The 24,278-nt window shown below is 57.7% G+C and carries 23 protein-coding genes and 1 tRNA gene; 16 read left to right on the top strand and 8 right to left on the bottom strand.

The genetic code is table 11. The annotated features are described in order from the left end of the window. Positions 1–9: 9 nt before the first annotated feature. Both NWQ23_RS02035 and NWQ23_RS02030 read right to left on the bottom strand, forming a co-directional pair. Positions 10–84, bottom strand: a tRNA-Asn gene (locus NWQ23_RS02035). A 67-nt stretch (positions 85–151) separates the two neighbouring features. After that, positions 152–1,036, bottom strand: coding sequence for an MBL fold metallo-hydrolase (locus NWQ23_RS02030; RefSeq protein WP_306164570.1), 885 nt, complete (start codon positions 1,034–1,036; stop codon positions 152–154). A gap of 89 nt (positions 1,037–1,125) precedes the next feature. Here NWQ23_RS02030 and NWQ23_RS02025 point away from each other — a divergent pair, with 89 nt between their 5' ends. The 5 genes from NWQ23_RS02025 to NWQ23_RS02005 all read left to right on the top strand — a co-directional run bounded on the left by NWQ23_RS02025 (position 1,126) and on the right by NWQ23_RS02005 (position 6,478). Further along, positions 1,126–2,445, top strand: coding sequence for an ATP-binding protein (locus NWQ23_RS02025; RefSeq protein WP_306164569.1), 1,320 nt, complete (start codon positions 1,126–1,128; stop codon positions 2,443–2,445). A 103-nt stretch (positions 2,446–2,548) separates the two neighbouring features. After that, entirely contained in the window at positions 2,549–3,973 is a 1,425-nt protein-coding gene (locus tag NWQ23_RS02020) for a circularly permuted type 2 ATP-grasp protein (protein WP_306164568.1), read from the top strand. 1 nt (position 3,974) lies between these two features. Beyond that, complete coding sequence (locus tag NWQ23_RS02015) at positions 3,975–4,916, top strand: alpha-E domain-containing protein (RefSeq protein ID WP_306164567.1); 942 nt, start codon at positions 3,975–3,977, stop codon at positions 4,914–4,916. Continuing rightward, positions 4,916–5,713, top strand: coding sequence for a transglutaminase family protein (locus NWQ23_RS02010; RefSeq protein WP_306164566.1), 798 nt, complete (start codon positions 4,916–4,918; stop codon positions 5,711–5,713). Before NWQ23_RS02015 ends, NWQ23_RS02010 begins: the two co-directional genes overlap by 1 nt. 33 nt (positions 5,714–5,746) lie before the next feature. Further along, positions 5,747–6,478: a proteasome-type protease gene (locus tag NWQ23_RS02005; RefSeq protein WP_306164565.1), complete on the top strand. Its 732-nt coding sequence runs from the start codon at positions 5,747–5,749 to the stop codon at positions 6,476–6,478. Positions 6,479–6,516: 38 nt separating this feature from the next. Here NWQ23_RS02005 and iolG read toward each other — a convergent pair whose 3' ends face one another. Genes iolG through iolD form a run of 5 tightly spaced genes read right to left on the bottom strand, consistent with a single transcriptional unit; the run spans position 6,517 to position 12,058 of the window. Then, the gene (iolG, locus tag NWQ23_RS02000; protein WP_306164564.1) at positions 6,517–7,506 is read right to left on the bottom strand and encodes an inositol 2-dehydrogenase; all 990 of its coding nucleotides are present in this window, start codon (positions 7,504–7,506) and stop codon (positions 6,517–6,519) included. 11 nt (positions 7,507–7,517) lie between these two features. Beyond that, a complete protein-coding gene (locus tag NWQ23_RS01995) occupies positions 7,518–8,354 on the bottom strand; it encodes a class II fructose-bisphosphate aldolase (RefSeq protein WP_306164563.1) in 837 nt (278 codons plus the stop codon). Next, positions 8,351–9,193 carry a 5-deoxy-glucuronate isomerase gene (locus NWQ23_RS01990; RefSeq protein WP_306164562.1) on the bottom strand — a complete coding sequence of 281 codons (843 nt, stop codon included), beginning with the start codon at positions 9,191–9,193 and terminating at the stop codon, positions 8,351–8,353. Before NWQ23_RS01990 ends, NWQ23_RS01995 begins: the two co-directional genes overlap by 4 nt. A gap of 16 nt (positions 9,194–9,209) precedes the next feature. Beyond that, positions 9,210–10,193, bottom strand: a complete 984-nt coding sequence (gene iolC / locus NWQ23_RS01985) for a 5-dehydro-2-deoxygluconokinase (protein WP_306164561.1) — start codon at positions 10,191–10,193, stop codon at positions 9,210–9,212. Next, positions 10,193–12,058, bottom strand: a complete 1,866-nt coding sequence (iolD, locus tag NWQ23_RS01980) for a 3D-(3,5/4)-trihydroxycyclohexane-1,2-dione acylhydrolase (decyclizing) (RefSeq protein ID WP_306164560.1) — start codon at positions 12,056–12,058, stop codon at positions 10,193–10,195. Before iolD ends, iolC begins: the two co-directional genes overlap by 1 nt. 126 nt (positions 12,059–12,184) lie before the next feature. Here iolD and NWQ23_RS01975 point away from each other — a divergent pair, with 126 nt between their 5' ends. From NWQ23_RS01975 to NWQ23_RS01965, 3 genes are read left to right on the top strand one after another with little or no spacing between them, the layout of a single operon-like run. Next, complete coding sequence (locus tag NWQ23_RS01975; protein WP_306164559.1) at positions 12,185–13,288, top strand: Gfo/Idh/MocA family protein; 1,104 nt, start codon at positions 12,185–12,187, stop codon at positions 13,286–13,288. Positions 13,289–13,302: 14 nt separating this feature from the next. Then, positions 13,303–14,199: a sugar phosphate isomerase/epimerase gene (locus NWQ23_RS01970; RefSeq protein WP_306164558.1), complete on the top strand. Its 897-nt coding sequence runs from the start codon at positions 13,303–13,305 to the stop codon at positions 14,197–14,199. A gap of 12 nt (positions 14,200–14,211) precedes the next feature. Continuing rightward, the gene (locus NWQ23_RS01965; protein WP_306164557.1) at positions 14,212–15,342 is read left to right on the top strand and encodes a Gfo/Idh/MocA family protein; all 1,131 of its coding nucleotides are present in this window, start codon (positions 14,212–14,214) and stop codon (positions 15,340–15,342) included. A gap of 26 nt (positions 15,343–15,368) precedes the next feature. Here NWQ23_RS01965 and NWQ23_RS01960 read toward each other — a convergent pair whose 3' ends face one another. After that, on the bottom strand, positions 15,369–16,364 hold the full coding sequence (locus NWQ23_RS01960) for a LacI family DNA-binding transcriptional regulator (protein WP_306164556.1): 996 nt from the start codon (positions 16,362–16,364) through the stop codon (positions 15,369–15,371). Between the two features lie 158 nt (positions 16,365–16,522). Between NWQ23_RS01960 and NWQ23_RS01955 the strand changes: the two genes are divergently transcribed. The 8 genes from NWQ23_RS01955 to NWQ23_RS01920 all read left to right on the top strand — a co-directional run bounded on the left by NWQ23_RS01955 (position 16,523) and on the right by NWQ23_RS01920 (position 24,240). After that, entirely contained in the window at positions 16,523–17,473 is a 951-nt protein-coding gene (locus tag NWQ23_RS01955; protein WP_306164555.1) for a sugar ABC transporter substrate-binding protein, read from the top strand. A gap of 75 nt (positions 17,474–17,548) precedes the next feature. Then, the gene (locus NWQ23_RS01950) at positions 17,549–18,667 is read left to right on the top strand and encodes an ABC transporter permease (RefSeq protein WP_306164554.1); all 1,119 of its coding nucleotides are present in this window, start codon (positions 17,549–17,551) and stop codon (positions 18,665–18,667) included. A gap of 1 nt (position 18,668) precedes the next feature. Beyond that, a complete protein-coding gene (locus NWQ23_RS01945; RefSeq protein WP_306164553.1) occupies positions 18,669–19,463 on the top strand; it encodes an ATP-binding cassette domain-containing protein in 795 nt (264 codons plus the stop codon). Beyond that, positions 19,463–19,693 (top strand): hypothetical protein, encoded by a 231-nt coding sequence (locus NWQ23_RS01940; RefSeq protein WP_306164552.1) that lies wholly within the window; start codon positions 19,463–19,465, stop codon positions 19,691–19,693. Before NWQ23_RS01945 ends, NWQ23_RS01940 begins: the two co-directional genes overlap by 1 nt. Positions 19,694–19,728: 35 nt before the next feature. Beyond that, positions 19,729–20,544, top strand: a complete 816-nt coding sequence (gene iolB / locus NWQ23_RS01935) for a 5-deoxy-glucuronate isomerase (RefSeq protein WP_306164551.1) — start codon at positions 19,729–19,731, stop codon at positions 20,542–20,544. 9 nt (positions 20,545–20,553) lie between these two features. Then, the gene (locus tag NWQ23_RS01930; RefSeq protein ID WP_306164550.1) at positions 20,554–21,735 is read left to right on the top strand and encodes a phytanoyl-CoA dioxygenase family protein; all 1,182 of its coding nucleotides are present in this window, start codon (positions 20,554–20,556) and stop codon (positions 21,733–21,735) included. 181 nt (positions 21,736–21,916) lie between these two features. Then, positions 21,917–22,906: a sterol desaturase family protein gene (locus tag NWQ23_RS01925; RefSeq protein ID WP_306164549.1), complete on the top strand. Its 990-nt coding sequence runs from the start codon at positions 21,917–21,919 to the stop codon at positions 22,904–22,906. A 290-nt stretch (positions 22,907–23,196) separates the two neighbouring features. After that, the gene (locus NWQ23_RS01920; protein ID WP_306164548.1) at positions 23,197–24,240 is read left to right on the top strand and encodes a PP2C family serine/threonine-protein phosphatase; all 1,044 of its coding nucleotides are present in this window, start codon (positions 23,197–23,199) and stop codon (positions 24,238–24,240) included. Positions 24,241–24,278 lie beyond the last annotated feature (38 nt).

The raw sequence follows: 24,278 nt of genomic DNA, 5'->3' as shown, positions 1-24,278 counted from the left end.
TGGGGTTTTTGGCTCCGACGGTAGGGATCGAACCTACGACCAATTGATTAACAGTCAACTGCTCTACCGCTGAGCTACGTCGGAACACTCGCGCCCATATAGCAATGCGATTCTGTGACGTCCAGAGCCTTTCGCGCAGTTTGTGCAAAACTTACGGGCTGGGTGTTTTCTGCGGAATAAGGGCAAAGGTCGCCGTCGTTGACAGCAAGGGCGTGGCCGTTACCTGCCTGCGCGTATACAGATCGACAAGATGGGCGAAGACATTGCGCTCTGCCGCAGCCAGCAGTCCTTTGGGCACATCGGTGTAGATCTTTCTGGTGATTTCGGCGATTGGCAAAGGCACATCAGAGAGGGCCGCAAGGATCTGCGCCTCGCGGTTTGTGCGGTGGTCGATGAGCCAGGTCAAACGCGCGGCGGGGTCGGTGATCGGCGCACCGTGACCGGGGAAATAGACCTGTGCGGGAACCCTCTGCAAGCGTCTGCAAGAGGCCATGAAATCTGTCAGGTCGCCATCAGGCGGTGACACCAGCGAACTGGCCCAGCCCATCACATGATCGCCGGTAAAGACCGCATCGCCCCAGACAAAACAAAGGTGGTTGCCAATATGGCCGGGGGTATGCAAGGCGGTCACTTGGCCCCAATCCCCGCCGATATCTTGACCGTCCTGCACGTGCATATCCGGCGAAAAGTCACGATCAATGCCTTCGCCGCCGCCCGCCACACCCGCCGCAGCAAGCTGTTGCATGATTGCGCTTTTGCCTGCATCGCTGTCGCCGAAAGCAAAGATCGGCGCACCTGTGATCGTCTGCAAAGGGCGCGCCAAGGGTGCGTGATCCAGATGGCTGTGCGTCACCAGGAGATGCGTGACCTTGCGCCCATCAATCGCCGCAAGCAGGGCCGCGAGGTGATCAGGATCATCCGGCCCCGGATCAATGACAGCGAGCGTCTCTTGGCCCAGCAGATAGGTGTTGGTCCCGTGACCGGTCATCGGCGAGGCATTGGGCGCAAGGACCAAGGCCAGATCGGGCCGCAGCATCATGGGGTCCCCGACGCGGGGCGCAAATTCTAACCCGCCATGCACGATCGACGCTTTCCGTTTTGGATGAGGCCCGATAGCCTGCAGCCATGTTTTTTCGCTGGATCAAAAATTACATGCCGCGCGGGATCTATGCCCGTGCTGCACTTATTCTGATCCTGCCGGTTTTGCTGCTGCAACTTCTGGTCTCGGTTGTGTTTATCCAGCGCCACTTTGACGGCGTCACGCGGCTGATGACAAGTGCCGTGAATATCGAGCTTCGGTTTTTGGTCGATACGGTGAACCGTGAATCGAACATTGCGGACGCACGCGCCGCCTTGGCTATGATTGATGCGCCGCTACAGATCAGAACGGAATTGCCGGCGACGGATCAGGTCCCGCAGGATATCAAGCCGTTTATTGATCTGACCGGATCAACGGTGATTGAAACGCTGCGATCCGGGGTGGATGATATCCTGGCGGTCTCGCTCGAGGACCGTGGGCGGGTCGTGGTCTGGGCTGCAACGCGCCATGGGCCGCTCAGGATGGATCTGAGCCGCAACCGGATGTCCGCCTCTAACCCGCATCAGTTGCTGGTGATCATGGTGGTGCTTGGGGGGCTGATGACGGCCATCGCCTATGTGTTCTTGCGCAATCAGTTGCGGCCGATCAAGCGCATGGCCGCCGCTGCGGCAGACTATGGCAAAGGCCGCATTACGCCATTCACCCCGACCGGTGCCGTAGAGGTGCGGGCGGCGGGGATGGCCTTTCTGGACATGCGCAACCGGCTGGAACGGCAGACCCAAAGCCGGACGATGATGCTTTCGGGGGTCAGTCATGATCTGCGCACGCCGCTCACCCGTCTGCGCCTTGGCCTGTCCATGTTGGGATCGGCAGAGGCAGGTGCGATGACCCGCGACGTCGATGATATGGAGCGGCTTCTGGATGCGTTTCTTGACTTCGCGCGCAGCGATGCCGGCGACAGTCTTGAGCCCACGGTTCCGGGCGCGATCGTGCGCGATATCCTGAATGACGCGCAACGGACCGGCCAAAAGCTGGTTCTTGGTGCGATCGAGGGCACGGGCGATCCGGTGGGCATGCGTCCACTTGCGATCCGGCGGGCATTGGACAATCTGGTCGGCAACGCCTTGCGCTATGGCACCAAGGCAGAGATCGGTGTCAGTGTCACCGATCGCGCCGTCCGGTTCTGGGTCGAGGATGACGGTCCAGGCATCCCGCCCGAGCGCTATGAAGAGGCGCTAAGCCCCTTTGTCCGACTCGATCCCGCCCGTAACCAGGACAAGGGGAGCGGAGTCGGCCTTGGGCTTTCGATTGTGGCCGATATCGCCCGCACCCATGGCGGGGTCCTGCGTTTGGGCGAAAGTGCGCGTCTTGGTGGCCTCAAGGCCGAACTTGTGCTTGCACGCTAGGCAAGTGCAAGAAAAACATGCATATTCCCGACTTATACAAATCTCTCGCGTGCCGATACACGGATCGCATTGCGGCGGCTTTGCATTTCGATAGGATCACATCATGAATACGTTGACGAGTTTCTTTGACGAGATGGTTTCCGGTGCCGGTGCCAGATCCCCCTATGCAACCTATGAAGCCTGGTTTTCCGGGCAGGATACGGACCGATTGGCCAACAAAGCCAAGGAGGCCGAGGCGTTCTTTCGCAAGACGGGGATCACTTTCAACGTCTATGGTCAGGATGATGCCGAAGAGCGGCTGATCCCGTTTGATCTGGTGCCGCGCATCCTGTCCAACGGGGAGTGGTCAAAACTCTCCAAGGGGATTGACCAGAGGGTGCGGGCGATCAACGCGTTCCTGCATGACATCTACAACCGGCAGGAAATCTTGCGCGCGGGGATCGTGCCGATCGAACTGATCGCGAACAATGACGCTTTCCTGCCGCAGATGATTGGATTCAGCCCGCCGGGCGACGTTTACACCCATATCGTCGGGACTGACATCGTGCGGACCGGCGAGGACGACTTTTACGTTCTTGAAGACAATGCGCGGACACCGTCCGGTGTGAGCTATATGCTCGAAAACCGTGAAACGATGTTGCAGATGTTTCCCGAGCTTTTCAGCCAGATCAAGGTGCAACCGGTCAGCGATTACCCCAAGACCCTGCGCCGCTCACTCGAAGCCTGCGCACCCCAGTCCTGCTCTGGGCGTCCTTGTGTTGCGGTGTTGACACCGGGCATTCACAACTCTGCCTATTACGAGCACAGTTTCCTTGCTGACCAGATGGGTGTGGAACTGGTGGAAGGCCATGATCTGCGGGTCGTGGATGGCCATATTGCGATGCGCACGACACGGGGATACCGGCGCATTGATGTGCTTTACCGTCGTGTCGACGACGAATACCTTGATCCGCTCACCTTTAACCCGCAGTCGATGCTGGGTGTTCCGGGGATCATGGATGTCTATCGGGCCGGCAATATCACCATTGCGAATGCGCCCGGCACAGGGATCGCCGACGATAAGGCGATCTATAGTTATATCCCTGATATCGTGCAGTTTTATACCGGCGAGCGGGCGATCCTGAAGAATGTAGAGACCTTTCGGTGCTCTGAGCCTGATATGTTGCGCTATGTGCTGGATAACCTTTCGGAACTGGTCGTCAAAGAGGTGCATGGCTCTGGCGGTTACGGGATGTTGGTGGGACCGGCCGCAAGCAAGAAAGAGCTGGAAACCTTTGCGGCCAAGCTCAGGGCCAAACCTGCCAACTACATTGCGCAGCCGACCTTGTCGCTTTCGACCGTGCCGATCTTTACCGAGAAAGGGCTGGCCCCGCGGCATGTGGACCTGCGGCCCTTTGCGCTTGTCTCGCCCAATGGTGTGAACATAACCCCCGGTGGTTTGACCCGCGTGGCGCTGACCGCTGGCAGCCTTGTGGTGAACTCGAGCCAGGGTGGCGGCACCAAAGACACTTGGATATTGGAAGACTAGAATGCTGGGAAAAACCGCCGGTGGTCTTTATTGGATGTTCCGTTCGCTCGAGCGTGCCGAGAATACAGCGCGTCTGATCGAGGCAGGATTTCGCATCGCGCTGACCCGCTCGACCGGAGCCGAGGCAGAGTGGAAATCCATCATCGCCACCTCTGCCGCGCAGGATGCCTATGAGGCGAAGTATCAGACCTACGAAAGCGAATCTGTCGTTAACTTCCTTTTGCAAGACACTGATTATCAAAGCTCTGTCTTGTCTGTGATCAAATCGGCACGGGACAACGCGCGTCTGGTGCGTACAGCGCTGACGACCGAAGTCTGGACCAGCGTCAATGAAACATGGATGGTTCTGACGGAACTGCTCAAGAATCCTATTCCGCAGACAGAATTGCCTTCGGTTCTGTCGACCATCCGCCAGCAGTCCGCTGTGGTACGTGGCGCGCTACACGGCACGATGTTGCGCAATGATATTTATGATTTCTGCCGCCTTGGGACCTTTGTAGAGCGGATGGACAGCACCGCGCGCATCATCGATGTGAAATACTACTCGCTTTTGCCTGCGCCGTCTTTTGTCGGAAGCCGGCTTGATAACGTCCAGTGGGAGACGATCCTGAGATCCGTTTCCGCGCATCGGTCATTCCGTTGGGCGGTCGAGGATGATTTCACCGCCCCCGCTATCGCCAATTTCCTGATCCTTGATGGCCGCATGCCAAGATCCTTGCGCTTTTGTGCCAGCAAGATTGTCGACAACCTTGGGTTTCTGGGCATGTATGACGAAACACCCAAGAAATCGCTGCAATTGGCGCAGACGCTCTCTGCGCGGTTGAAAGACCGTGACATCAGTTCGGTTTTCGAAGAAGGGTTGCACGAATTCCTGATGAGTGTGATCGTCGAGAATGCCCGGATCGGGCAGCAGATCGAACTCGATTATAGGTTCAATAGTTAATGCGCCTGCAAATTCGCCACACGACAACATATCGCTATGATCAACCCGTTGATTATGCGTTGCAAAAGGTGCGCCTGACCCCGCAGCGTGTTACGGTTCAGGACGTTCTGGACTGGCGCATCGAGGTAACGGGCGGCAAGTCCGAAACCCATTACACAGACCAATACGGGAACCACGTCGATCTTGTGAACGTTGATGTGGGGGCCACCGAGGTCAAGATCGTGGCGGCAGGCACCGTCATTACAAACAACGCCACCGGCGTTCTGGGTCCGGTCTACGGGCGCGCGCCCCTTTGGCATTTTCGCCAACCGACGCTTGCGACGGCGCCCAATGACGGCATCCGGGATTTGGCGGCGGGATTTGGCGCGCAGCCCGATCAGATCGCAGCGCTGCATGCGTTGTCGGATCGCATTATCAACGCCGTGCCCTATCAGGTCGGTGTCACCAACAGTCACACAGTGGCATCCGAGGCTTTGGAAATCGGGGCAGGCGTCTGTCAGGATCATGCGCAGATCTTTATCGCGGCGGTGCGGTCCGAGGGCATTCCGGCCCGCTATGTGAGCGGTTATCTGATGATCAACGACCAGATCGAACAAGAGGCGACCCACGCTTGGGCAGAGGCCCATGTCGACGGTCTGGGCTGGGTGGGCTTTGATGTGTCGAATGGGGTTTCGTCAGACGAAAAATATGTCCGGATCGCCGTGGGCCGCGATGCCCGTGACGCGGCCCCGACAGAAGGGATGCGTTTGGGCAATTCGACAGAGCAGATGATTGTATCCTTGCAGGTTCAGCAGTAGACCTAACACAATCCATATCGCAGGTAAGAATGAATGACATACTGCATCGGTTTACGGCTTGATCACGGTCTGGTTTTTATGGCCGATACGCGCACCAGCGCCGGCGTCGACAACTTTGCAACCAGCAAGAAAATGTTCTCTTGGCACGTGCCGGGCGACCGCATGATCACGATCATGACGGCGGGCAATCTGGCCACGACCCAATCAATGATCAGCCTTCTGGAAGAACGGTCAAAAGCTGTGGAAGAACGCAACCCAAGTATCCTGCATGAAACGACCATGTTTCAGGTGGCCCGTCTGGTCGGGGCTACCCTTAAGGAAGTGATCGGCGAGAGTGCCGATCAAGGGCAAAACGCGAAAGATCAGTTCTCGGCCTCGGTCATTATTGGTGGCCAGATCAAGGGCGGCAAACCCACGATTTTCCTTGTCTATCCCCAAGGCAATTTCATCGAAATCACCGATGACACGCCGTTTTTCCAGATCGGCGAAACCAAATACGGCAAGCCCATCTTGGTGCGTGCCTATGATCCGAAGATGAGTTTCGAAGAGGCGCTGAAACTGCTGCTTGTTTCCTTTGATTCGACGGTAAAATCAAACCTTTCCGTAGGCTTACCCTTCGATCTTCAAGTCTATGAAGCTGATAGTTTCAAGCAGGGCATTAGCCGCCGGATCGAGGAAAACGATCCGATCTATCAGGCGATTTCGCAAGGCTGGGGTGATGCGCTCAAAAACGCCTTCCAGTTACTGCCGGCCTATAAACTCTAGACCGGCAGCGTTTGCAGGGCGGGTCTTGTCGTGCCCGATCAGTCCAATCTGACCGGCGCACCGATGCGCAAGGATTCTGTTGCCGCATCCGCAAGACGTTGTGCCGCGACACCATCCGCGATGGAGGGATTCGGCGACGTTTCTGTTGTAATCGCGGTGATAAAAGCCGTCATTTCGGCAAGATATGCGGCCTCGTAGCGTTCCAGGAAAAAGTGCTTGTTGGGCGCTGCGGTAAAGCCATGCGCGCCTGCCTGTTCCACGAGGTTTTCCAACATATTCGCGGCCCGCAACATGCCCCCGGAGCCATGCACCTCGATCCGCTGGTCATAGCCATAGGTGGCGCGGCGCGAATTGTTGATCAGGGCGATCTTGCCCGAAGCTGTCTTGAGAGTGACCGCGGCCGTATCCACATCGCCCGCAGCACCAATTTCAGGATCGACAAGGCAAGATCCGGTTGCAAAGACCTCGACAGGGTCTTCTTCCAGCAGGAACCGCGCCATATCCAGATCATGGATCATCATGTCGCGAAAAAGCCCGCCGGACTGCGCAATATAGCTGGCTGGCGGCGGAGAGGGATCGCGCGAGGTAATCACGATCATCTCGGTCGCTCCGATGGCACCGGCGGCAAGTTGCGCCTTGAGATGCGCGAAGTTGGGGTCAAACCGGCGGTTAAAGGCGGTAAAAAAGGCCACACCTGCAGCCTCTACAGCGCTTTGACACTGGGCAGCACGTTCAGAGGACAGGTCAATCGGCTTTTCGCAAAAGATCGCTTTGCCGGCAGCGGCCAGCGCATGGATCTGGTCAAAATGCAGCGTGGTAGGTGTGGCAATGATGACGGCATCAATATCCGTCGCGGCGATGATCGCGTCTGCGTCGCGCACTTCGGCGTTGTGCAGGGCCGCCAACTGCGTGGCCGCAGCGGGGACAGCATCTGCCACCGCGGTCAGCTTGGCGGATTTGATTTTGGACAGGCTGTTGGCATGGACTTGGCCAATGCGGCCGCATCCCAAAAGACCGATTGATAGCATCTTGATTTCCTTTAAGATTTTGCTGCGGCAAGGCCGCGCAGGGCGGTGCGGGCTGCGGCTTGCAGGTCCGGTTCAACTTTCTTGAGAATTTGGATGCGGTCAAAGACCTCCTGATCCGCCGCCAATGCAGACCGGAGCGATTGACCAAACATAAGGCGCAGCTCTGTTCCGATATTGAATTTGCAGATTTTCGAGGTCCGCGCCAGCATTTGACGCTGCGCCAAAGGCACACCTGATCCGCCATGGATCACCAGCGGCACTTCGGTCAGGGCTTCGATATCGCGAATGCGGGCCTCGTCCAGCCCGCCTTCGTGGTTTTGCTGCAAGTGGACGTTGCCCACAGAGATGGCCATCGCGTCCACACCGCTGTCGCGGGCAAATTGCGCGGCTTCTGCGGGGTCGGTGCCTTGGGAATGTTCGCCCTCGCTGTAACCGACAAACCCGATCTCGCCTTCGCAAGAGATCCCGGCGGCATGGGCCATTTCGGCGATCCGCGCCGTTTCATCGATGTTCTGCGCCAATGGCTTGCGCGATCCGTCATACATCAACGAGGTAAAGCCGCTATCAAGCGCCTCTTTGCATTCATCATAGGTATAGCCGTGATCAAGATGTGCCACGACCGGCACCGAGACAGAGGCCGCGAGTGTGCGGAACATCTTGCCCAGAACGGGCAGGGGCGTGTTGGCGCGGCAGGACGGGCCCGCTTGCAGGATCACGGGCAACCCTTCGGCCTCGGCCGCGTTGACATAGGCGCGCATGTCTTCCCAACCCAGGGTGACCAGACCACCAACTGCATAACCGCCGGTCAGGGCAGGTTGCAAAACGTCTTTGAGCGTTGCGAGGGTCATTTGAATTTTGCCACCATGTCAAGAATACCGGGAATGGTATGAAGCTGCGCTTTGTGGGTTTCCTGGAAGTTCTGCACCAGGGACCGCTGGCTTAAGCCGCCAAGGATCGTGAAGTAATACATCTCGTAGCCGGGCAGGACGGCGCAGGGGTGATAGCCCTTGTCGATGCAGATCGTCGAACCATCAACAATGTGATAGGCATCACCCGGTTCGTTATCGACCCGCTGCAACATCTGAAGCCCCGAGCCATAGTTCGGCTTGAAGCGGAAGTTATAGGTTTCGTCGTGCCGTGTCTCGATGGGCAATTGATCGGTGTCATGCTTGTGGCTGGGAAAGCCCGACCAGCCACCCGCACCCACGGTAAAGAGTTCCGAAACCAGCAGGCGCCCCACGCGTCCATGCTGTTTCTGGCCAAGGATGTGCTTGATCTTGCGATGCGTCTTGGTGTCGTCAGAGCCGTATTGCACCTTGTCGATCTCGTCGGCGCGCACCGCGAAGGGTTCCAGCACATCGTCAAATTTGGCACCGGCGACAAAGATCTCAGCCGTGTCTGACAGGCAGGTCATGCGTGCCTCCATGCCCGTCGGCACATAGACACCCTCGGGTTCGCCGTCCCAGACATCGACACCGCGCCCGCCCAGATCCTTGGCTGTGAAACCTCCGACTGAGACATCGATCAGGCCGGTGGCGGGCGCGATACAGGTTTCATAACCGGGCACCGCATAGCCAAAGCTTTCACCCTTCTTCAGCTTGACGATGTTGAAGTAGTTTAGCGGAACCAAGGGGTTATCCACATCGACGATGGGATTGTTCTGGTTGTCAAAAGGGGCGATATGCATGGAAATCCTTTCCGGTTCAGGCGGGCACGCTGGCACCGGGGTGGGCGGCCAGGAAGGCCTCGAGCGCGGCTGTATCTGGCATCGCCGGTGCGCAGCCCGGTTTTGCCACAACGATGGCCGCGCAGGCAGAGCCGCGCATCACCGCATCATGCACGCTATATCCGTTGGCCAGACTGGCCACAAAGCCGGCCATAAAGCTGTCACCAGCGCCGGTGGGTTTCAGCGCATCCACTTTGTAGATGCCCGATTTCGTTTCGTGACCACCCGTAAAGGTGATGGCACCCAGATGCCCTTGTTTATAGACCACCATGCTGGCCGAGGTTTGCGCAAGCGCCCGTGCCTTTGCCAGCCCCTTGTCGATGCCACCGGCCATAAAGCCGAATTCTTCGTCATTGGCCACGATGATATCCGACATCTCTCCGGCCTTGGACAGAACCTCTTCGGCAACTTGTGGCGAAGGCCAGCTATAGGGGCGGTAATCGACATCAAAGATCACAGGCAGGCCCGCAGCCTTGGCCAGTTCGAACCCGCGAAACGCCGCACTGCGCGACGGTTCCGCTGCAAAAACGGTGCCTGCGGTGATCAATGCGCCGTATTGGCTGAAATCAACGGCTTCGACATCTGCGATGCTCATCTGGAAATCCGCCGCACCGTTGCGATAGATCACCGAGTTATGGTCCTGAACCCGCGTTTCATAAAGTGCCAGCGAATTGCGGAACTCGCCTGCGATGGGTTTGACGTGGGTTGCGTCGACGCCGTAGTGCGCCAGTTGTCCGGTGCAATATTGGCCAATAGCATCATCGGACACACGGGTGACAAGGGCGGCCTGCATCCCCAATTTCACCAATCCAGCCGCGATATTGGCCGATGATCCGCCCATCGCGACCATCATAGAGCTTGCGTCCTTGATCGCTGTTCCGGCGGGTTCGGGCGACAAATCCATGCCAACGCGCCCGATCACCAGAAACTTCTTTTTCTGAATGCCTTTCAGAACGTCCATCAGACGCCCTTTCGCTGCTTGGCGCGGCTGGCTTCGATCTCGAGGTGCTTTTCGCGGACTTTGGGGTTGTCGGTGACATGGGGTGTGCCGACCTCCCACCATGTGTGACCTTCGGTGGTCCAGCCTTCATAGGCGTCGACATTCATGACGATCACGCTGGTTTTGTCGGCGGCTTTAGCGGCCTTGAACGCCGCTGCCAGACTTTCGGCAGTGTCCGCATAGACCGCATTGGCCCCCATCGCTGCCGCATGGGCCACGAAATCGACGGCAAAGGCCTCTGGAATTGTCGGTGCATCGGCCAGCAGGTTGTTGAAACTTTCGTTGCCAGTGTTGTTTTGCAATTTGTTGATGACGGCAAAACCACCATTGTCCAGCACAAGGACGATCATCTTTTTCTGTGTTAGAACAGAGGAATAGATGTCGGAGTTCATCAAAAGATAAGACCCGTCACCGGTAAAGACGATGGTATCGGCTTCCGGCTCGGCCTCGGATTGCGCGATACGCGCACCCCAGCCGCCCGCAATCTCGTATCCCATGCAGGAAAACCCGAATTCCACATCGACGGTCCCGATATCCAGCGTGCGCCAGTTGGCCGTCACTTCGGCGGGCAACCCGCCAGCGGCCGCGACAACACGGTCGCGTGGATCACACAAGGCATTCACGATGCCGATCGCCTGCGCATAGGAATTCGGGCGATTGCCGGGGCGCACGTTTTCGGCGACATAGGCATCCCATTTTCTGCGTTCGTCCTGCGCAAAGGCGGTCCAGCTTGCGGGCGTCTGGTAACCAGCCATCGCCGCCTCCAACAGTTGCAGGCCCCGCTTGGCATCGCCCACAACCGGCAAGGATTGATGCTTGCCAGCGTCATGGCGGGCCGCATTCAGCGAGATAAACCGCGCGTCCTTGGCAAAGGCGGTCCATGATCCGGTCGTGAAATCCTGCAAACGTGAACCCACAGAGAGGATCACATCAGCCGCTTCGGCCACAGCATTGGCGCTATCTGATCCGGTAACCCCGACAGGGCCGATATTGAGCGCGTGATCATTGCGCAGATTCGCGCGCCCTGCGATCGTTTCGATCACGGGGATCTGGTGGGTTTCGGCAAAGCGGGTCAGCTCTGCGACAGCCCCCGCATACTGCACGCCACCCCCCGCGATAATGACGGGCCGCTTGGCTGATTTCAAAAGGGCGACCGCATCGGCGATCTCGTCTGCATCGGGGGTGATTCTGCGGATCCGGTGGGTTTTCTCTGCAAAAAAGCTGACCGGATAGTCGTAGGCCCAGCCTTGCACATCCTGCGGCAAGGCCAAGAACGCAGGTCCGCAATCGGCAGGGTCAAGCATGGTGGCAAGGGCCGCCGGTAAGGTCTGGATCACTTGCGCAGGGTGCGTGATGCGATCCCAATAGCGCGTGACCGCCTGAAAAGCGTCATTCAGGCCCAAGGCAGGATTGTTGAAATGCTCGAGTTGTTGCAGCACCGGATCGGGCAGGCGGGTCAGAAAGGTATCACCGCAAAGCATCAACACAGGCAGACGATTGGCATGGGCCAAGGCCGCCGCAGTCAGCAGATTGGCCGTGCCCGGCCCGGCAGAGGCGGTGCAGAACATGAACCGGCGGCGCAAGTGGTACTTGGCATAGGCTGCGGCGGCAAAACCCATGCTTTGTTCGTTCTGGCCGCGATAAAGGGGCAGGGTGTCTTTATGCTCATAAAGCGCTTCACCCAGACAGGTCACATTGCCGTGCCCGAAAATGCCGAAGCCGCCACCGCAAAGCCGCTGCCGCGTCCCGTCAATCTCGATGAACTGGGCGTTGAGGTACCGGATAATGGCCTGTGCCGTTGTCAAACGGACGGTGTGATCACCCATCAGAAATGTCCTCCCATTGACGCGTCGATTTGTGCCGTGCTGGCGCTATCGTGCTTGACGGTCTTATTGATTTAAAGATACGCGTGTTGCAACCGGTTGCAATCGGTTTTTTCGGGAGGAGCGCGGATGCAAGAGATCGGGATAGGGATCATCGGCGGCGGCTATATGGGCAAAGCGCATGCCGTGGCCCATGCCGCTGTCGGGGCGGTGTTCAACACCCGCCTGCGCCCAAGGCTCGAAATGGTGGCGGCCTCTTCGATGACATCGGCAGAAGGCTATCGCGATGCGTTCGGGTTCGCCCGCGCCGCAAAGGATTGGGAGACGCTGGTGCGCGACCCATTGGTCGAGGCTGTTGTTATCGCCGCGCCGCAGTCCACCCATCGCGCTGCCGCTGAACTGGCGTTTTCATTAGGCAAACCGGTGTTTTGCGAAAAGCCGCTGGGGGCTTCGGTGGCCGACGCAGAAGCGATGGCTGACGCAGCACAGCGCAGCGGTGTCGTGAATATGATCGGCTTCAACTACATCCGCACACCCGCATCACAATTCGCCCGCCAACTGATCGCGCAAGGTGCATTGGGCCAGATCACCTGGTTTCGCGGAGAGCATACCGAGGATTTTCTTGCCGATCCCGACATCCCCGCCAATTGGCGCACCGATGGTGCGGCCAATGGCACGATGGGCGACCTTGCTCCGCATATGATCAACGCGGCCTTGGCCCTGCTGGGGCCGGTCGAATCCGTGATGGCCCAGATCGAGACTGTTCATCCGACACGCGGCGGTATTGCCGTAACCAATGACGACCAAGGCCAAATGATGTGCCGCTTTGCCAATGGCGCCATGGGGCATATGTTTTTCAGCCGTGTCGCGACAGGCCGTAAGATGGGCTATGCCTATGAAATTACAGGCACAAAAGGGGCGATCCGCTTTGATCAGGAAGACCAGAACGCGCTATGGCTTTACAAGGCCGAAGGGCCCGAGGCCGAGCGCGGTTTTCGCAAGATCCTGACCGGCCCCGCGCATCCCGACTATGCCCCGTTCTGCCAAGGTCCCGGTCATGGCACCGGCTATCAGGATCAGATCATCATCGAAGCGCGCGACTTTCTGGAGGCCATCGCGGATGGGGCCTCGCGGTGGCCGACCTTTGCCGATGGTCTTGCCGTTTCGCGTGTTGTATCGGCTGCACGTCTTTCCCAAACATCCGGGGCCTGGACCCCGGTTCAAAGCGCTTAAAGGAGACCCTGCGCGTGACAATCAGAATTGGTAATGCACCTTGTTCATGGGGTGTTGAATTTGCGAATGACCCGCGCAACCCGGGCTGGCGCGACGTCCTGCGCGAGAACGCCGAAGCAGGTTACAAAGGGATCGAACTGGGCCCTGTCGGCTTTATGCCCGAAGACCCCGCGATCCTGGCCGATGCGCTGGCCGAATTTGATCTGGAACTGATCGGCGGTGTTGTCTTCCGCGCATTCCATGACCCCGCGCAATGGGACGATGTGCTGGACGGGGCGGTGCGGACCTGCAAGGCGCTGACGGCACATGGCGCCCAGCATCTGGTGCTGATCGATTCCATCTCGCCACGACGCGCACCCACGGCAGGGCGCAGCGACGCGGCCGAGCAGATGGACAAGGCCGAATGGACCGTGTTCCGCGACCGCTTTGCGCAGATCGCAAAGATGGGGACCGAGGAATACGGGCTGACCGTGGGTATCCACGCCCATGCCGCCGGTTTCATGGATTTCGAACCGGAACTGATCCGACTGTTGGATGAGGTGGACGAAAAACACCTCAAAATCTGCTTTGACACCGGCCACCATTCCTATGCGGGTTTTGATCCGGTGTCCTTTATGGAACGCTACATTTCGCGCATCAGCTATATGCACTTCAAGGACATTGATCCGGTGGTAAAGGCCGATGTGATCGCCAAAAGCACCGGATTTTACGAGGCCTGCGGGCAGGGGATCTTCTGCAACCTGGGCGATGGCGATGTGGATTTCCCGCGCGTCCGCGAGATCCTGCTCGAGAACGGCTTTGAAGGCTGGTGCACGGTGGAACAAGACTGCGATCCGACCTTGCCCGACACAGATGCGCTTGGCGATGCCAAGACCAACCGCGCCTATCTGCAATCAATCGGCTTTAACTAGGGAACCAGGACGATGGCAAAACTGAATTGGGGCATGATCGGGGGCGGCGAAGGCAGCCAGATCGGGCCGGCCCACCGTTTGGGCGCCTTGGCTGATGGCAATTTCAACTTTGCCGCAGGTGCGCTGGATGCGGACCCCGCGAAAGGGCGCGCCTATGCGCAATCGCTGGGCGTGGATGCAGATCGCGCCTATGGCGATTGGACCGAAATGCTGGCGGGCGAGCGCAACCGTGATGACAGGCTCGACCTTGTGACCGTCGCGACACCGAACAATACCCACTTTGAGATCACCAAGTCCTTTCTGGAGGCGGGGTTCAACGTGCTTTGCGAAAAGCCGATGACCATGACCGTGGAGGAGGGCGAAGAGATCGTCAAAATCGCGGCTGCCACGGGAAAGGTCTGCGCCGTGAACTACTGCTACAGCGCCTATCCGATGGTCCGTGAAATGCGGGCAATGGTGGCGGGCGGCGAACTGGGCGCCATTCGCACTGTCGTTACAAACTTCAGCCACGGCCACCATGCGGCAGGTGACGACGCCGAAAACCCACGTGTGCGCTGGCGCTACGATCCGGCACAGGCCGGTGTATCAGGGCAAATGGCGGATTGCGGCATTCACGCCCTGCATCTGGCCAGCTTTATCACCGGTGACGAGGTCCGCACATTGAGCGCGGATTTTGCCTCGACCGTTGCAGGCCGCGTGCTCGAAGATGATGCCATGGTGAATTTCCGGACCGAAGGTGGCATTGTCGGGCGGCTTTGGACCTCGACCATCGCTTTGGGGCGTCAGCATGGCCTTGATATTCAGGTCTTTGGGGAAAAGGGCGGATTGCGGTGGGCGTCCGAACAACCCAATCAGGTGTTCTTCCACAAGTTGGGCGGCCGGGTCGAGATCATCGAAAAAGGCGAGGCAGGGCTTTCCGACGATGCCAACCGCATGTCGCGGGTCGCGATTGCGCACCCGGAGGGCTTTCCTTTGGCGGTTGCCAATATCTACGTTGATCTGGCCGCAAAACTGCGGGGCGGGACCGGCAATTATCCGACCGCCGTGGATGGGTTGCGGTCGATGGCCGCTGTCTATGCGGCGGTCAACTCGGCCAAGCAGTCCGGCGCATGGGTCGATGCCCGGCCCCCGATGTACCAGTAAAGTTTGAAAACGACGCTTTGGCCCTTTCAAAGGGGCCGAAGCGTTCCCCGTTCAATGACCTTGCAACCGAAAAGCCGTGCTTCGGGATGGCGGTCATGATCTTCCAGAACAGCCCCGATCAATTCAATTGAACTGTCGATGATCTGCTGGATGGGTTGGCGAATGGTGGTGAGGTTGAAGTTCTCCCATTTCGCCATCTCCATATCATTCAGCCCGATAATTCCGATATCCTCTGGCACCCGCAATCCCGCCGAGGCAATCGCGCTAAGCGCACCGATAGAGAGCACGTCGTCGCCGCAGAAATAAGCCTCTGCCGGGGTGGATTTCAGCAACGCCTGCATCTCTGCGCGGCCTGCGGCAAAGGAATAGGCGGTGGCATAGCTTTCAGTCGCCGTGATCCCTTTGGTGGCCTTCGCCACTTCCAGAAAGCCGGCGCGGCGGTCAATCGTGGAGGTCGCTTGCTTGGGCCCGCCCATAAAGGCGATCCGGCGATAGCCACGGGCAATCAGCGTGCGGGCCGCCATACGACCACATTCGACGTTATCTATCCCGACGACATGCACATCCGGGGCGCTGGCAAACCGTCCAAAGGAATGGACGACAGGAATTTTCGCATCACGAAACGCCTTGGCGAACTCGGGCGAAAGGGTCGAGGAGGCCACGATCACCCCGTCGACAGAGTATTGTTGCAGCATCCGTAGCGAGTTTTCGGGGTCTGTTTCGGTGCTGAGGTTCACCAGAAGCGGGCGCAGCCCCTTTTCTTGCAGGCGTCGGGTAAACAGGTCGAAAACCTCTAGAAACAACGGGTTGTGAAAGTTGTTGGAGATCAGGCCGATCAGCTTTGTGCGTCCGGTCGTTAAAGAAGAGGCCAGTGCATTCGGGCTATACCCCAATTCGCGCGCGGCCTTTTCAACCTTTTTGCGCGTCTTGGGAGAGACCGACGCCCCTTCGGTAAACGTCCGCGACACTGCCGAGCGCGAAACGCCCGCAATCTCTGCAACCTCTTTCAGTGTGATCGCCACAAGCTTACCCCTGTTTTGCATAGCTTATATCCACGGGTCCAAAAAAAGGAAGGTTGATTTTTGCAACCGGTTGCAATTTGACTTGCCCTGTGCTTTTCTATCCGTGTCTGGCGGCGAAACCGTTGGGCCACGTAAAGTTATGTGTCTGGGAGGACCTCATGAAAACAGTATTCAAGTCGCTCGCGCTTGGCGCGGCGCTATTCACAGCACCGTTGGCGGCAAACGCCGACGCGCATGGTGCAGACCTCAATTATGTTTTGGTCAGCCACGCGCCTGACAGTGATAGCTGGTGGAACACCATCAAGAATGGCCTTGCCTTGGGTGGCGAGCAAATGGGCGTTTCTGTCGAGTACCGGAACCCGCCAACGGGTGATTTGGCTGACATGGCCCGCATCATCGAACAGGCTGCAGCCTCTGCGCCTGATGGCATCATCACGACGCTGGCCGATTTTGACGTGCTCAAGGGCCCGATCATGGATGCTGTCGCAAGCGGTGTTGACGTGATCATCATCAACTCTGGTACGCCAGAGCAGGCCCGTGAAGTCGGTGCGCTGATGTATGTCGGTCAGCCCGAATATGATGCAGGTTTCGCCGCTGGTCTGCGTGCCAAGGGTGATGGCGTTGGCAGCTTCCTTTGTGTCAACCACTACATTTCTTCGCCGTCATCCACCGAGCGTTGCCAAGGCTTTGCCGATGGTCTGGGCATTGAGCTGGGCAACCAGATGATCGATTCCGGTCAGGACCCTGCGGAGATCAAGAACCGCGTTCTGGCTTATCTGTCTGCCAACCCAGATACCGATGCGGTCCTGACACTCGGGCCAACCTCTGCTGATCCCACACTCCTTGCGCTGGATGAAAACGGGATGGCCGGTGATATCTACTTCGGGACCTTCGACCTTGGCACAGAGATCGTGAACGGCATCAAGTCCGGCGTGATCGCTTGGGGTATCGACCAACAGCCGTTCCTGCAGGCTTACCTGCCGGTTATCGTGATGGCCAACTACCACCGCTATGGCGTTCTGCCCGGCAACAACATCAACTCTGGCCCCGGTTTTGTAACCGCCTCCGGCCTGGAGATGGTCGACAAGTTCGCTGGCGAATTCCGCTAGTACCGATCAGGGACGGTGCCGGTAAACCCGACACCGTCCCAACTTTATCCAGACGAGACCGATGGGGAGAAGGTCATGTCCGACACCGTTTCCAACAAGACTGATGAACGCGTCAAAGAGATGTCGTCCTTCCGGCGCGCATTGATCCGCCCTGAATTGGGCGGCATCGTGGGCACCATCGCGGTCTTTGTTTTCTTTCTGGCGATTGCATCCGACAGCGGCATGTTCAGTAGTCAGGGTGTGCTGAACTGGTCGGTCGTTTCGGCGCAGTTCATGATCATTGCCGTGGGTGCCTGTCTCTTGATGATCGCCGGCGAATTTGATCTCAGCGTCGGGTCCATGATCGGTTTCGCGGGTATGTTGATTGCGATCTTTGGTGTCACACTGGGCTGGCCCATGTGGATCGCCATTTTGCTGACCTTTGCGATCTGTATTGCGATTGGTGCGCTGAACGGGATCATCTGCATCCGCACTGGCTTGCCCAGTTTTATCGTGACGCTGGCATTCCTGTTCATCCTGCGCGGTTTTACGATCTTTTTGCCCCAAACCATCGAGCGCAAGACAATCATTGGCGGCATCCGCGAGGCGGCCGAGGGCGATTGGCTGGGTGCTGTCTTTGGCGGCAAGATTCTGACCGGCACATTCCGGTGGTTGGGCGAAATCGGCGTAATCGAGGTGTTCGAGCGCGGCAACCGTGCAGGCGAGCCTGTGGTTGACGGGATCCCGATGCTGATTGTCTGGGCGCTAGGGCTGGTGATTTTCGGCCATGTCCTTTTGACCAAGACCCGTTTCGGGAACTGGATCTTTGCCGCTGGTGGCGATGCGGAAGCGGCACGCAATTCCGGTGTTCCCGTAAACCGAGTGAAGATCTTGATGTTCATGTTCACCGCATTCTGCGCCACCGTCTTTGCGACCTGTCAGGTGATGGAGTTCGGCTCTGCCGGTGCCGACCGTGGTTTGCTCAAGGAATTCGAGGCGATTATCGCGGTTGTCATCGGGGGGGCGCTGCTCACGGGTGGCTACGGGTCGGTTCTGGGTGCGGCTTTGGGGGCCTTGATCTTCGGGGTTGTGCAGCAGGGCCTGTTCTTTGCGGGCGTCGAAAGTTCGCTGTTTCGGGTTTTCCTGGGCGTCATCCTTCTGGGGGCCGTCATCCTGAACACCTATATCCGCCGCATGATCACAGGAGAGCGTTGATATGAACACGCGGACAGAGCACGCGCCGATCATCGAGATGCGCAACATCGAAAAGCACTTTGGCGCGGTGATCGCGCTGGCCGGCGTGTCGTTCGACGTCTACCCCGGTGAATGTCATTGCCTTCTGGGGGACAACGGCGCCGGCAAATCAACCTTCATCAAGACGATGTCCGGTGTGCACAAGCCGACCAAAGGCGAGATCATCTTTAACGGCAAGCCGATGCACTTTGAAAACCCGCGCGACGCGATGGAGGCAGGGATTGCCACGGTCCACCAGCATCTGGCCATGATTCCCTTGATGTCGGTCAGCCGCAATTTTTTCATGGGCAACGAGCCTGTGAAGAAAGTTTTGGGCATCAATTTCTTTGACCGCGAACATGCGGATCGGGTCACGATGGAGGCGATGCGCAAGATGGGCATCAACCTGCGCGGACCGGATCAGGCCGTGGGCACCTTGTCAGGCGGCGAGCGCCAGACAGTTGCGATCTCGCGGGCGGTTCATTTCGGCGCGAAGGTGCTGATCCTCGACGAGCCGACGTCAGCTTTGGGCGTGCGCCAGACCTCCAACGTCCTAGCCACCATTGACAAGGTCCGCAAAGAGGGCGTTGCCGTGGTCTTTATCACCCATAACGTCCGCCATGCATTGGCGGTGGGCGATCGCTTTACCGTGTTGAACCGAGGTCAGACCTTGGGCACAGCGCAGCGCGGGCAAATCACGCCGGAAGAGCTGCAAGACCTGATGGCCGGTGGGCAAGAGCTTGCCACGCTGGAAGGCTCACTTGGCGGCACCGTGTGATGGCGGCGCGTCGGAAGGATCTTCTTGACCTGCGCCATCCCTTCTTCCGCCCCTTCTGGCGGCGTATTGCGGTTGTACTTCTGCTTGCGCTTTGGACCGTCATAGAGATTGTCAGCGGGAACCCCTATTGGGCGCTGCTGGTGGGCGGCATCGGTGCCTATGCCATCTATGTCTTCTTTTTCGATTTCGACTTGCCCGGGGATCACCCGACGGACAAGGATGCCTCCTAGTGCTCTGCTCCATTTAATAAACTGCGAAGAAACTCATGACCGACCTTTTGCGCTCGCCCACTGGCCACTCTGGCAAAGTCCACGATATCACACCTGCCGCGGCGGGCTGGGATTATGTGGGTTTCGGGCTCTACCACCTCAAGCCGGGCGAGACTGCGGCCGAGGCCACCGGCGCGCGCGAAGTCATTTTGGTGATCGTCGAAGGCAAGGCAGAGGTGTCAGCCGCAGCGCAGCGTTTCGGCGTGATGGGCGCGCGCATGTCCGTTTTCGAGAAGACACCGCCGCATTGTCTTTATGTGCCGGGCGACACCTCTTGGACGGCAACGGCTGTGACAGACTGCGTCCTTGCGGTCTGTTCCGCCCCTGCGCAGGGTGATTATCCGGTGCAGCGCATTGGCCCTGACGGGATCGAACTTACCCCGCGCGGCATCGGACAAAATCAGCGGTTCATCAACAACATCGCCATGGAAGCGCGCGATGTCGCGGGCAGCCTTCTGGTGACAGAGGTCTTTACGCCATCGGGTAACTGGTCGTCCTATCCCAGCCACCGTCATGACGAGGACGACTATCCCCACATGACCTATCTTGAGGAAACCTATTACCACCGCCTGAACCCCGGGCAGGGCTTTGGCATCCAGCGGGTCTATACCGAGGACGGCACGCTGGATGAAACCATGGCGTTCAAGGACGGTGATGTTGTTCTGGTCCCCAAAGGCCACCACCCCTGCGCTGCCCCTTACGGCTATGAGCTTTATTATCTGAACGTCATGGCCGGACCGCTGCGCAAGTGGCGCTTCAAAAATGACCCGGCTCACGATTGGATCGCACAGCGCGATGCAGCAAATCTCTAGGAGATACTGATGGACAAGATGGTAGAAAACGCGGCCGGTTATTATGACGCGAACCGCTGCAATCTTGACGATTTCAAAGCTCTTGTTGCGCAGACGGTCAATCTGGCAGATCTGCCCCACGCCATAGCGGCGCCCAAGAACGTCCCGGTCTACGATGGCGCGGCTTTGGCGGCTGTCTTGGCGGACCCGTCCGCGCGACGTGTGTTGATGGGCGAATGGGCGCGGATTCTGCATAGCGGGGCAGGGGTGTTTGTGATCAAAGGCGCATGCCCCGATCACGCGGCAATTGATGCCGCAACCGCCATCTATGACCAAATTATTGCGGCAGAAAAAGCGAAGAACGGCGGTGGCGCGGATCATTTTGCCGCCGCCGGCTCCAACGACAGGGTTTGGAATTCGCTCCAAAAGCTGTGCGAGGCGGCTCCGGATATCTTTGTGCGGTATTTCGCAAGCCCTGCCATTGATGCCGCCTGTGAAGCATGGCTTGGACCGAACTATCAGATGACAGCACAGGTCAACCTTGTGCATCCGGGCGGACAGGCGCAGCAGGCGCATCGCGACTATCATCTGGGGTTCCAGACAGCGGATGTGAGCGCAACCTATCCCGCCCATGTTCATGACCTGTCGCCGCTGATGACCTTGCAGGGTGGCATCGCACATTGCGATATCGCGGTGGAAAGCGGGCCGACCAAGCTCTTGCCGTTTTCACAGCTTTACCGTCCGGGCTATGCCGCCTGGCGGCGCGATGATTTCCGGGCGTATTTCGAAACCCACCACGTGCAATTGCCACTGGAAAAAGGGGATGCCGTGTTCTTTAGCCCGGCTTTGTTTCATGCAGCAGGCGCAAACAAGACGCCTGACATCCACCGGATGGTGAACCTGCTCCAGATCTCATCCGCTTTTGGCCGGGCGATGGAAACCGTTGACCGCACCGCGATGTGCAAAGCGGCGTTTCCTGCACTGCAAAGGTTCCATGCCGAAGGATCACTCGCACCCGCCGCCTTGGAGGCTGCTTTGAGCGCGATCGCAGAAGGGTATTCCTTTCCCACCAACCTTGACCGCGACCCGCCTTTGAATGGGCTGGCGCCTGTGACGCAAAAGGAACTGTTGCGCCAAGCGGTCCATGAAGGGCATGCGCCTGAAGATTTAGCGCGCAATCTGGCGAGGCTTGCAGAACGCCAAAAGGCATAGTCCGTCATATAGGTTCGCGTTTGGCGTCTTCTTCATCGCCATTGTGCCAAAAATCCATCTCTTTGTGGTCACAATATAGTATTCTATACGGATTACATGGTTCGGGTTAAGGTGCGGAATGGATTTGATCTGGGAATTTGGACGTAGCTTTCTGCTGAATGCAGAGCAGACTATGTATGCCATGAGTGACCCAAATCACCGCATTTACTATGTTTATGTACTCACTTCGGTGATCATGGCGTTCCTGATCTACAAAAGTTCCAAGGCCAAACTGGTTTCGGATGAAAAGACATTCCTGCGATTCCTGTTCCCGAAAAAAGTCTGGAGTCATCCATCGGCATGGCTCGATCTGAGGTACTTTTTCTTTCACAGCCTTATCGGAAAGTTCCTGATTGCCGGGTTTTACGTTGCGGTTCTGGTGACTTCATTTCGCTGGGCATCGGGAGGTATCTCGATCACCGAGGCAACAAACCAAAGCACACTTTCCACGGGACAAGGGATCGCGCTTTCGATTGCCTTTATGATCGTCACGATGGTCATCTCTGATTTTATGGCGTGGTATTGCCACTATCTGCAGCACAAGTCGCCCTTGCTGTGGCAGTTTCACAAGGTGCATCACAGTGCAGAAGTCATGCATCCGGTGTCGAATTACCGCGAGCATCCCATCGACAATCTTCTGTATAACACCGTACTTGGTGCCACCTACGGCATCGTGGTTGGCGCGACTTTGCGGTTTCTGGGATACATCCCCAGCGTCCCGGCGCTCTTGGGTATTCCGCTTCTTACGCTGGCGTTCAATGCGGTGGGCTACAATCTGCGCCACAGCCACATCTGGCTGCGCTGGCCGGGAAAATGGTCCATGATTTTTCCCTCTCCTGCACACCATCATGTGCATCACAGCTCTCACCCTGACCATCTCGACAAGAATTTTGCCTTCATGTTTCCGATCTGGGATGTCATTTTCAAGACCTATCACATGCCAGAGGACAACAGAGATGTGAAATTTGGCATCGGTGAGGGCAACGCAGAAGAGTTGACCTCCTGTACGCGGCTTTACTGGGTGCCGTTCAGGGATGCCTATCGTGTGGTTCAAGCACAGATCAAGGGCGTGGCATTCAATATGTCCAAACCCGAACCGGTCAAAGATCGAAAAAACCATCCCGCTGAATGAAAAACAACGTGAATGTAAGCCCGTTTTGCACGGCAGGGTTGGCGTTCATGGCTGAAAGACGCGCAATGTAGCAACTGCTCTATCGACAGCCGCGACGAATAGAACATTGTTTCTATTCATTTATTTTGAAACTCATCTTTCTGCCGGCAGTCTGGAAACAAGCGGACCTGCGCCTGACATATCTGCGTCCAATTGTCGACATTATCATTTCTTAAGCAAATGCTGTTGGGGTGTGTTGAACGTAGAGCCTCAAGTGTTTTGTTAGTCCCATAATCCGGAGTTGGATCATGATGTCCGATCTAAGATCAGTGCAATCCGATGCACTTAGTTTCGATGTAGCCACTGTGGCGTACAAAGGTGCGCGTGAGAGCCAAGAAGATCAGTTGGTGTCCAATTTTCCTTTAGGTCAGGAAACAGGGTTTGCTGTTCTGGCTGATGGAATGGGTGGACATGCCTCCGGGGCCATTGCCAGCGCGCTCGTCATGTCTGAGGTTTTCACGCAGTTGAAAATGCAGGAAGGGCAGCTTGATGATGGGCTCCTGAACATTCCTGAGACACTGCGCGCCGTCACCGATGCCGCAAACCAGCGCATCGCCGACCATATCAAGACGGACGACGAAACCCACGGCATGGGATCGACCCTGCTCACGACGGTCATCCGGCAAAACAAGCTTTATTGGATCTCTGTCGGGGACTCCCCGCTGTTGTTGTTCCGCGACGGTGCGTTGCGTCAACTGAACAAAGATCACTCGATGGCACCGCAGATCGACATGATGATCAAGGTCGGCGCGATGACCGAAGAAGCCGGTCGCAACCATCCTGATCGCAACACGCTCACATCAGCGATGTCGGGCGGGGTGATTGACGCGATTGACTGCCCAAGCCGTCCCGTCGCCTTGCAGCCTGATGACATCGTCATTGCCGCGAGTGATGGACTGCAATTCCTGTCAAGCGCGACAATCGCAAAAACGCTCAAACAAACGCAAAGCGGTCATTGCTTTGAGATTGCCAAAGCCTTGCTCACAGCCTTGCAGGACCTCGACAACCCGGATCAGGACAACGCAGCGATCGTTGTCATCAAGCTGAACAGCGGCGACCAGAACGCCTCTGCCTTGGACGCGGACGACCTTCCGGTGCTGGCAATCGCTGACGACGAAAGCGAAGAGAATCCTCTTGAAGAAACCGGCCCTGTCGCAGCGAAGCTCATGCGCGTTGTCCAGCTTAAGAGGGACGCCGATCACCCACCGGCCCAAACAGAGGTTGCAGATGCTGAAGATGCGCCCGATGAAAAAGTAGCCTACTGGTACCGCGGTCAAAAGTACTACAAAGACTGACGCACCCGCGTCAGCGCTTTGATCCGCGGCTGGGGTGG

The sequence above is a fragment of the Yoonia sp. genome (assembly GCF_030731595.1).
Lineage (GTDB): Bacteria > Pseudomonadota > Alphaproteobacteria > Rhodobacterales > Rhodobacteraceae > Yoonia.
Note: the sequence above shows the minus strand (reverse complement) of the source record. Positions and strands in the feature narration are given on the sequence as shown.

What these genes read in the sequence shown, in the direction of transcription:
- NWQ23_RS02030 (WP_306164570.1), bottom strand. Translation starts at nt 1,036, where the DNA reads ATGCTGCGGCCCGATCTGGCCTTGGTCCTTGCGCCCAATGCCTCGCCG.
- NWQ23_RS02025 (WP_306164569.1), top strand. Translation starts at nt 1,126, where the DNA reads ATGTTTTTTCGCTGGATCAAAAATTACATGCCGCGCGGGATCTATGCC.
- NWQ23_RS02020 (WP_306164568.1), top strand. Translation starts at nt 2,549, where the DNA reads ATGAATACGTTGACGAGTTTCTTTGACGAGATGGTTTCCGGTGCCGGT.
- NWQ23_RS02015 (WP_306164567.1), top strand. Translation starts at nt 3,975, where the DNA reads ATGCTGGGAAAAACCGCCGGTGGTCTTTATTGGATGTTCCGTTCGCTC.
- NWQ23_RS02010 (WP_306164566.1), top strand. Translation starts at nt 4,916, where the DNA reads ATGCGCCTGCAAATTCGCCACACGACAACATATCGCTATGATCAACCC.
- NWQ23_RS02005 (WP_306164565.1), top strand. Translation starts at nt 5,747, where the DNA reads ATGACATACTGCATCGGTTTACGGCTTGATCACGGTCTGGTTTTTATG.
- iolG (WP_306164564.1), bottom strand. Translation starts at nt 7,506, where the DNA reads ATGCTATCAATCGGTCTTTTGGGATGCGGCCGCATTGGCCAAGTCCAT.
- NWQ23_RS01995 (WP_306164563.1), bottom strand. Translation starts at nt 8,354, where the DNA reads ATGACCCTCGCAACGCTCAAAGACGTTTTGCAACCTGCCCTGACCGGC.
- NWQ23_RS01990 (WP_306164562.1), bottom strand. Translation starts at nt 9,193, where the DNA reads ATGCATATCGCCCCTTTTGACAACCAGAACAATCCCATCGTCGATGTG.
- iolC (WP_306164561.1), bottom strand. Translation starts at nt 10,193, where the DNA reads ATGGACGTTCTGAAAGGCATTCAGAAAAAGAAGTTTCTGGTGATCGGG.
- iolD (WP_306164560.1), bottom strand. Translation starts at nt 12,058, where the DNA reads ATGGGTGATCACACCGTCCGTTTGACAACGGCACAGGCCATTATCCGG.
- NWQ23_RS01975 (WP_306164559.1), top strand. Translation starts at nt 12,185, where the DNA reads ATGCAAGAGATCGGGATAGGGATCATCGGCGGCGGCTATATGGGCAAA.
- NWQ23_RS01965 (WP_306164557.1), top strand. Translation starts at nt 14,212, where the DNA reads ATGGCAAAACTGAATTGGGGCATGATCGGGGGCGGCGAAGGCAGCCAG.
- NWQ23_RS01955 (WP_306164555.1), top strand. Translation starts at nt 16,523, where the DNA reads ATGAAAACAGTATTCAAGTCGCTCGCGCTTGGCGCGGCGCTATTCACA.
- NWQ23_RS01950 (WP_306164554.1), top strand. Translation starts at nt 17,549, where the DNA reads ATGTCCGACACCGTTTCCAACAAGACTGATGAACGCGTCAAAGAGATG.
- NWQ23_RS01945 (WP_306164553.1), top strand. Translation starts at nt 18,669, where the DNA reads ATGAACACGCGGACAGAGCACGCGCCGATCATCGAGATGCGCAACATC.
- NWQ23_RS01940 (WP_306164552.1), top strand. Translation starts at nt 19,463, where the DNA reads ATGGCGGCGCGTCGGAAGGATCTTCTTGACCTGCGCCATCCCTTCTTC.
- iolB (WP_306164551.1), top strand. Translation starts at nt 19,729, where the DNA reads ATGACCGACCTTTTGCGCTCGCCCACTGGCCACTCTGGCAAAGTCCAC.
- NWQ23_RS01930 (WP_306164550.1), top strand. Translation starts at nt 20,554, where the DNA reads ATGGACAAGATGGTAGAAAACGCGGCCGGTTATTATGACGCGAACCGC.
- NWQ23_RS01925 (WP_306164549.1), top strand. Translation starts at nt 21,917, where the DNA reads ATGAGTGACCCAAATCACCGCATTTACTATGTTTATGTACTCACTTCG.
- NWQ23_RS01920 (WP_306164548.1), top strand. Translation starts at nt 23,197, where the DNA reads ATGTCCGATCTAAGATCAGTGCAATCCGATGCACTTAGTTTCGATGTA.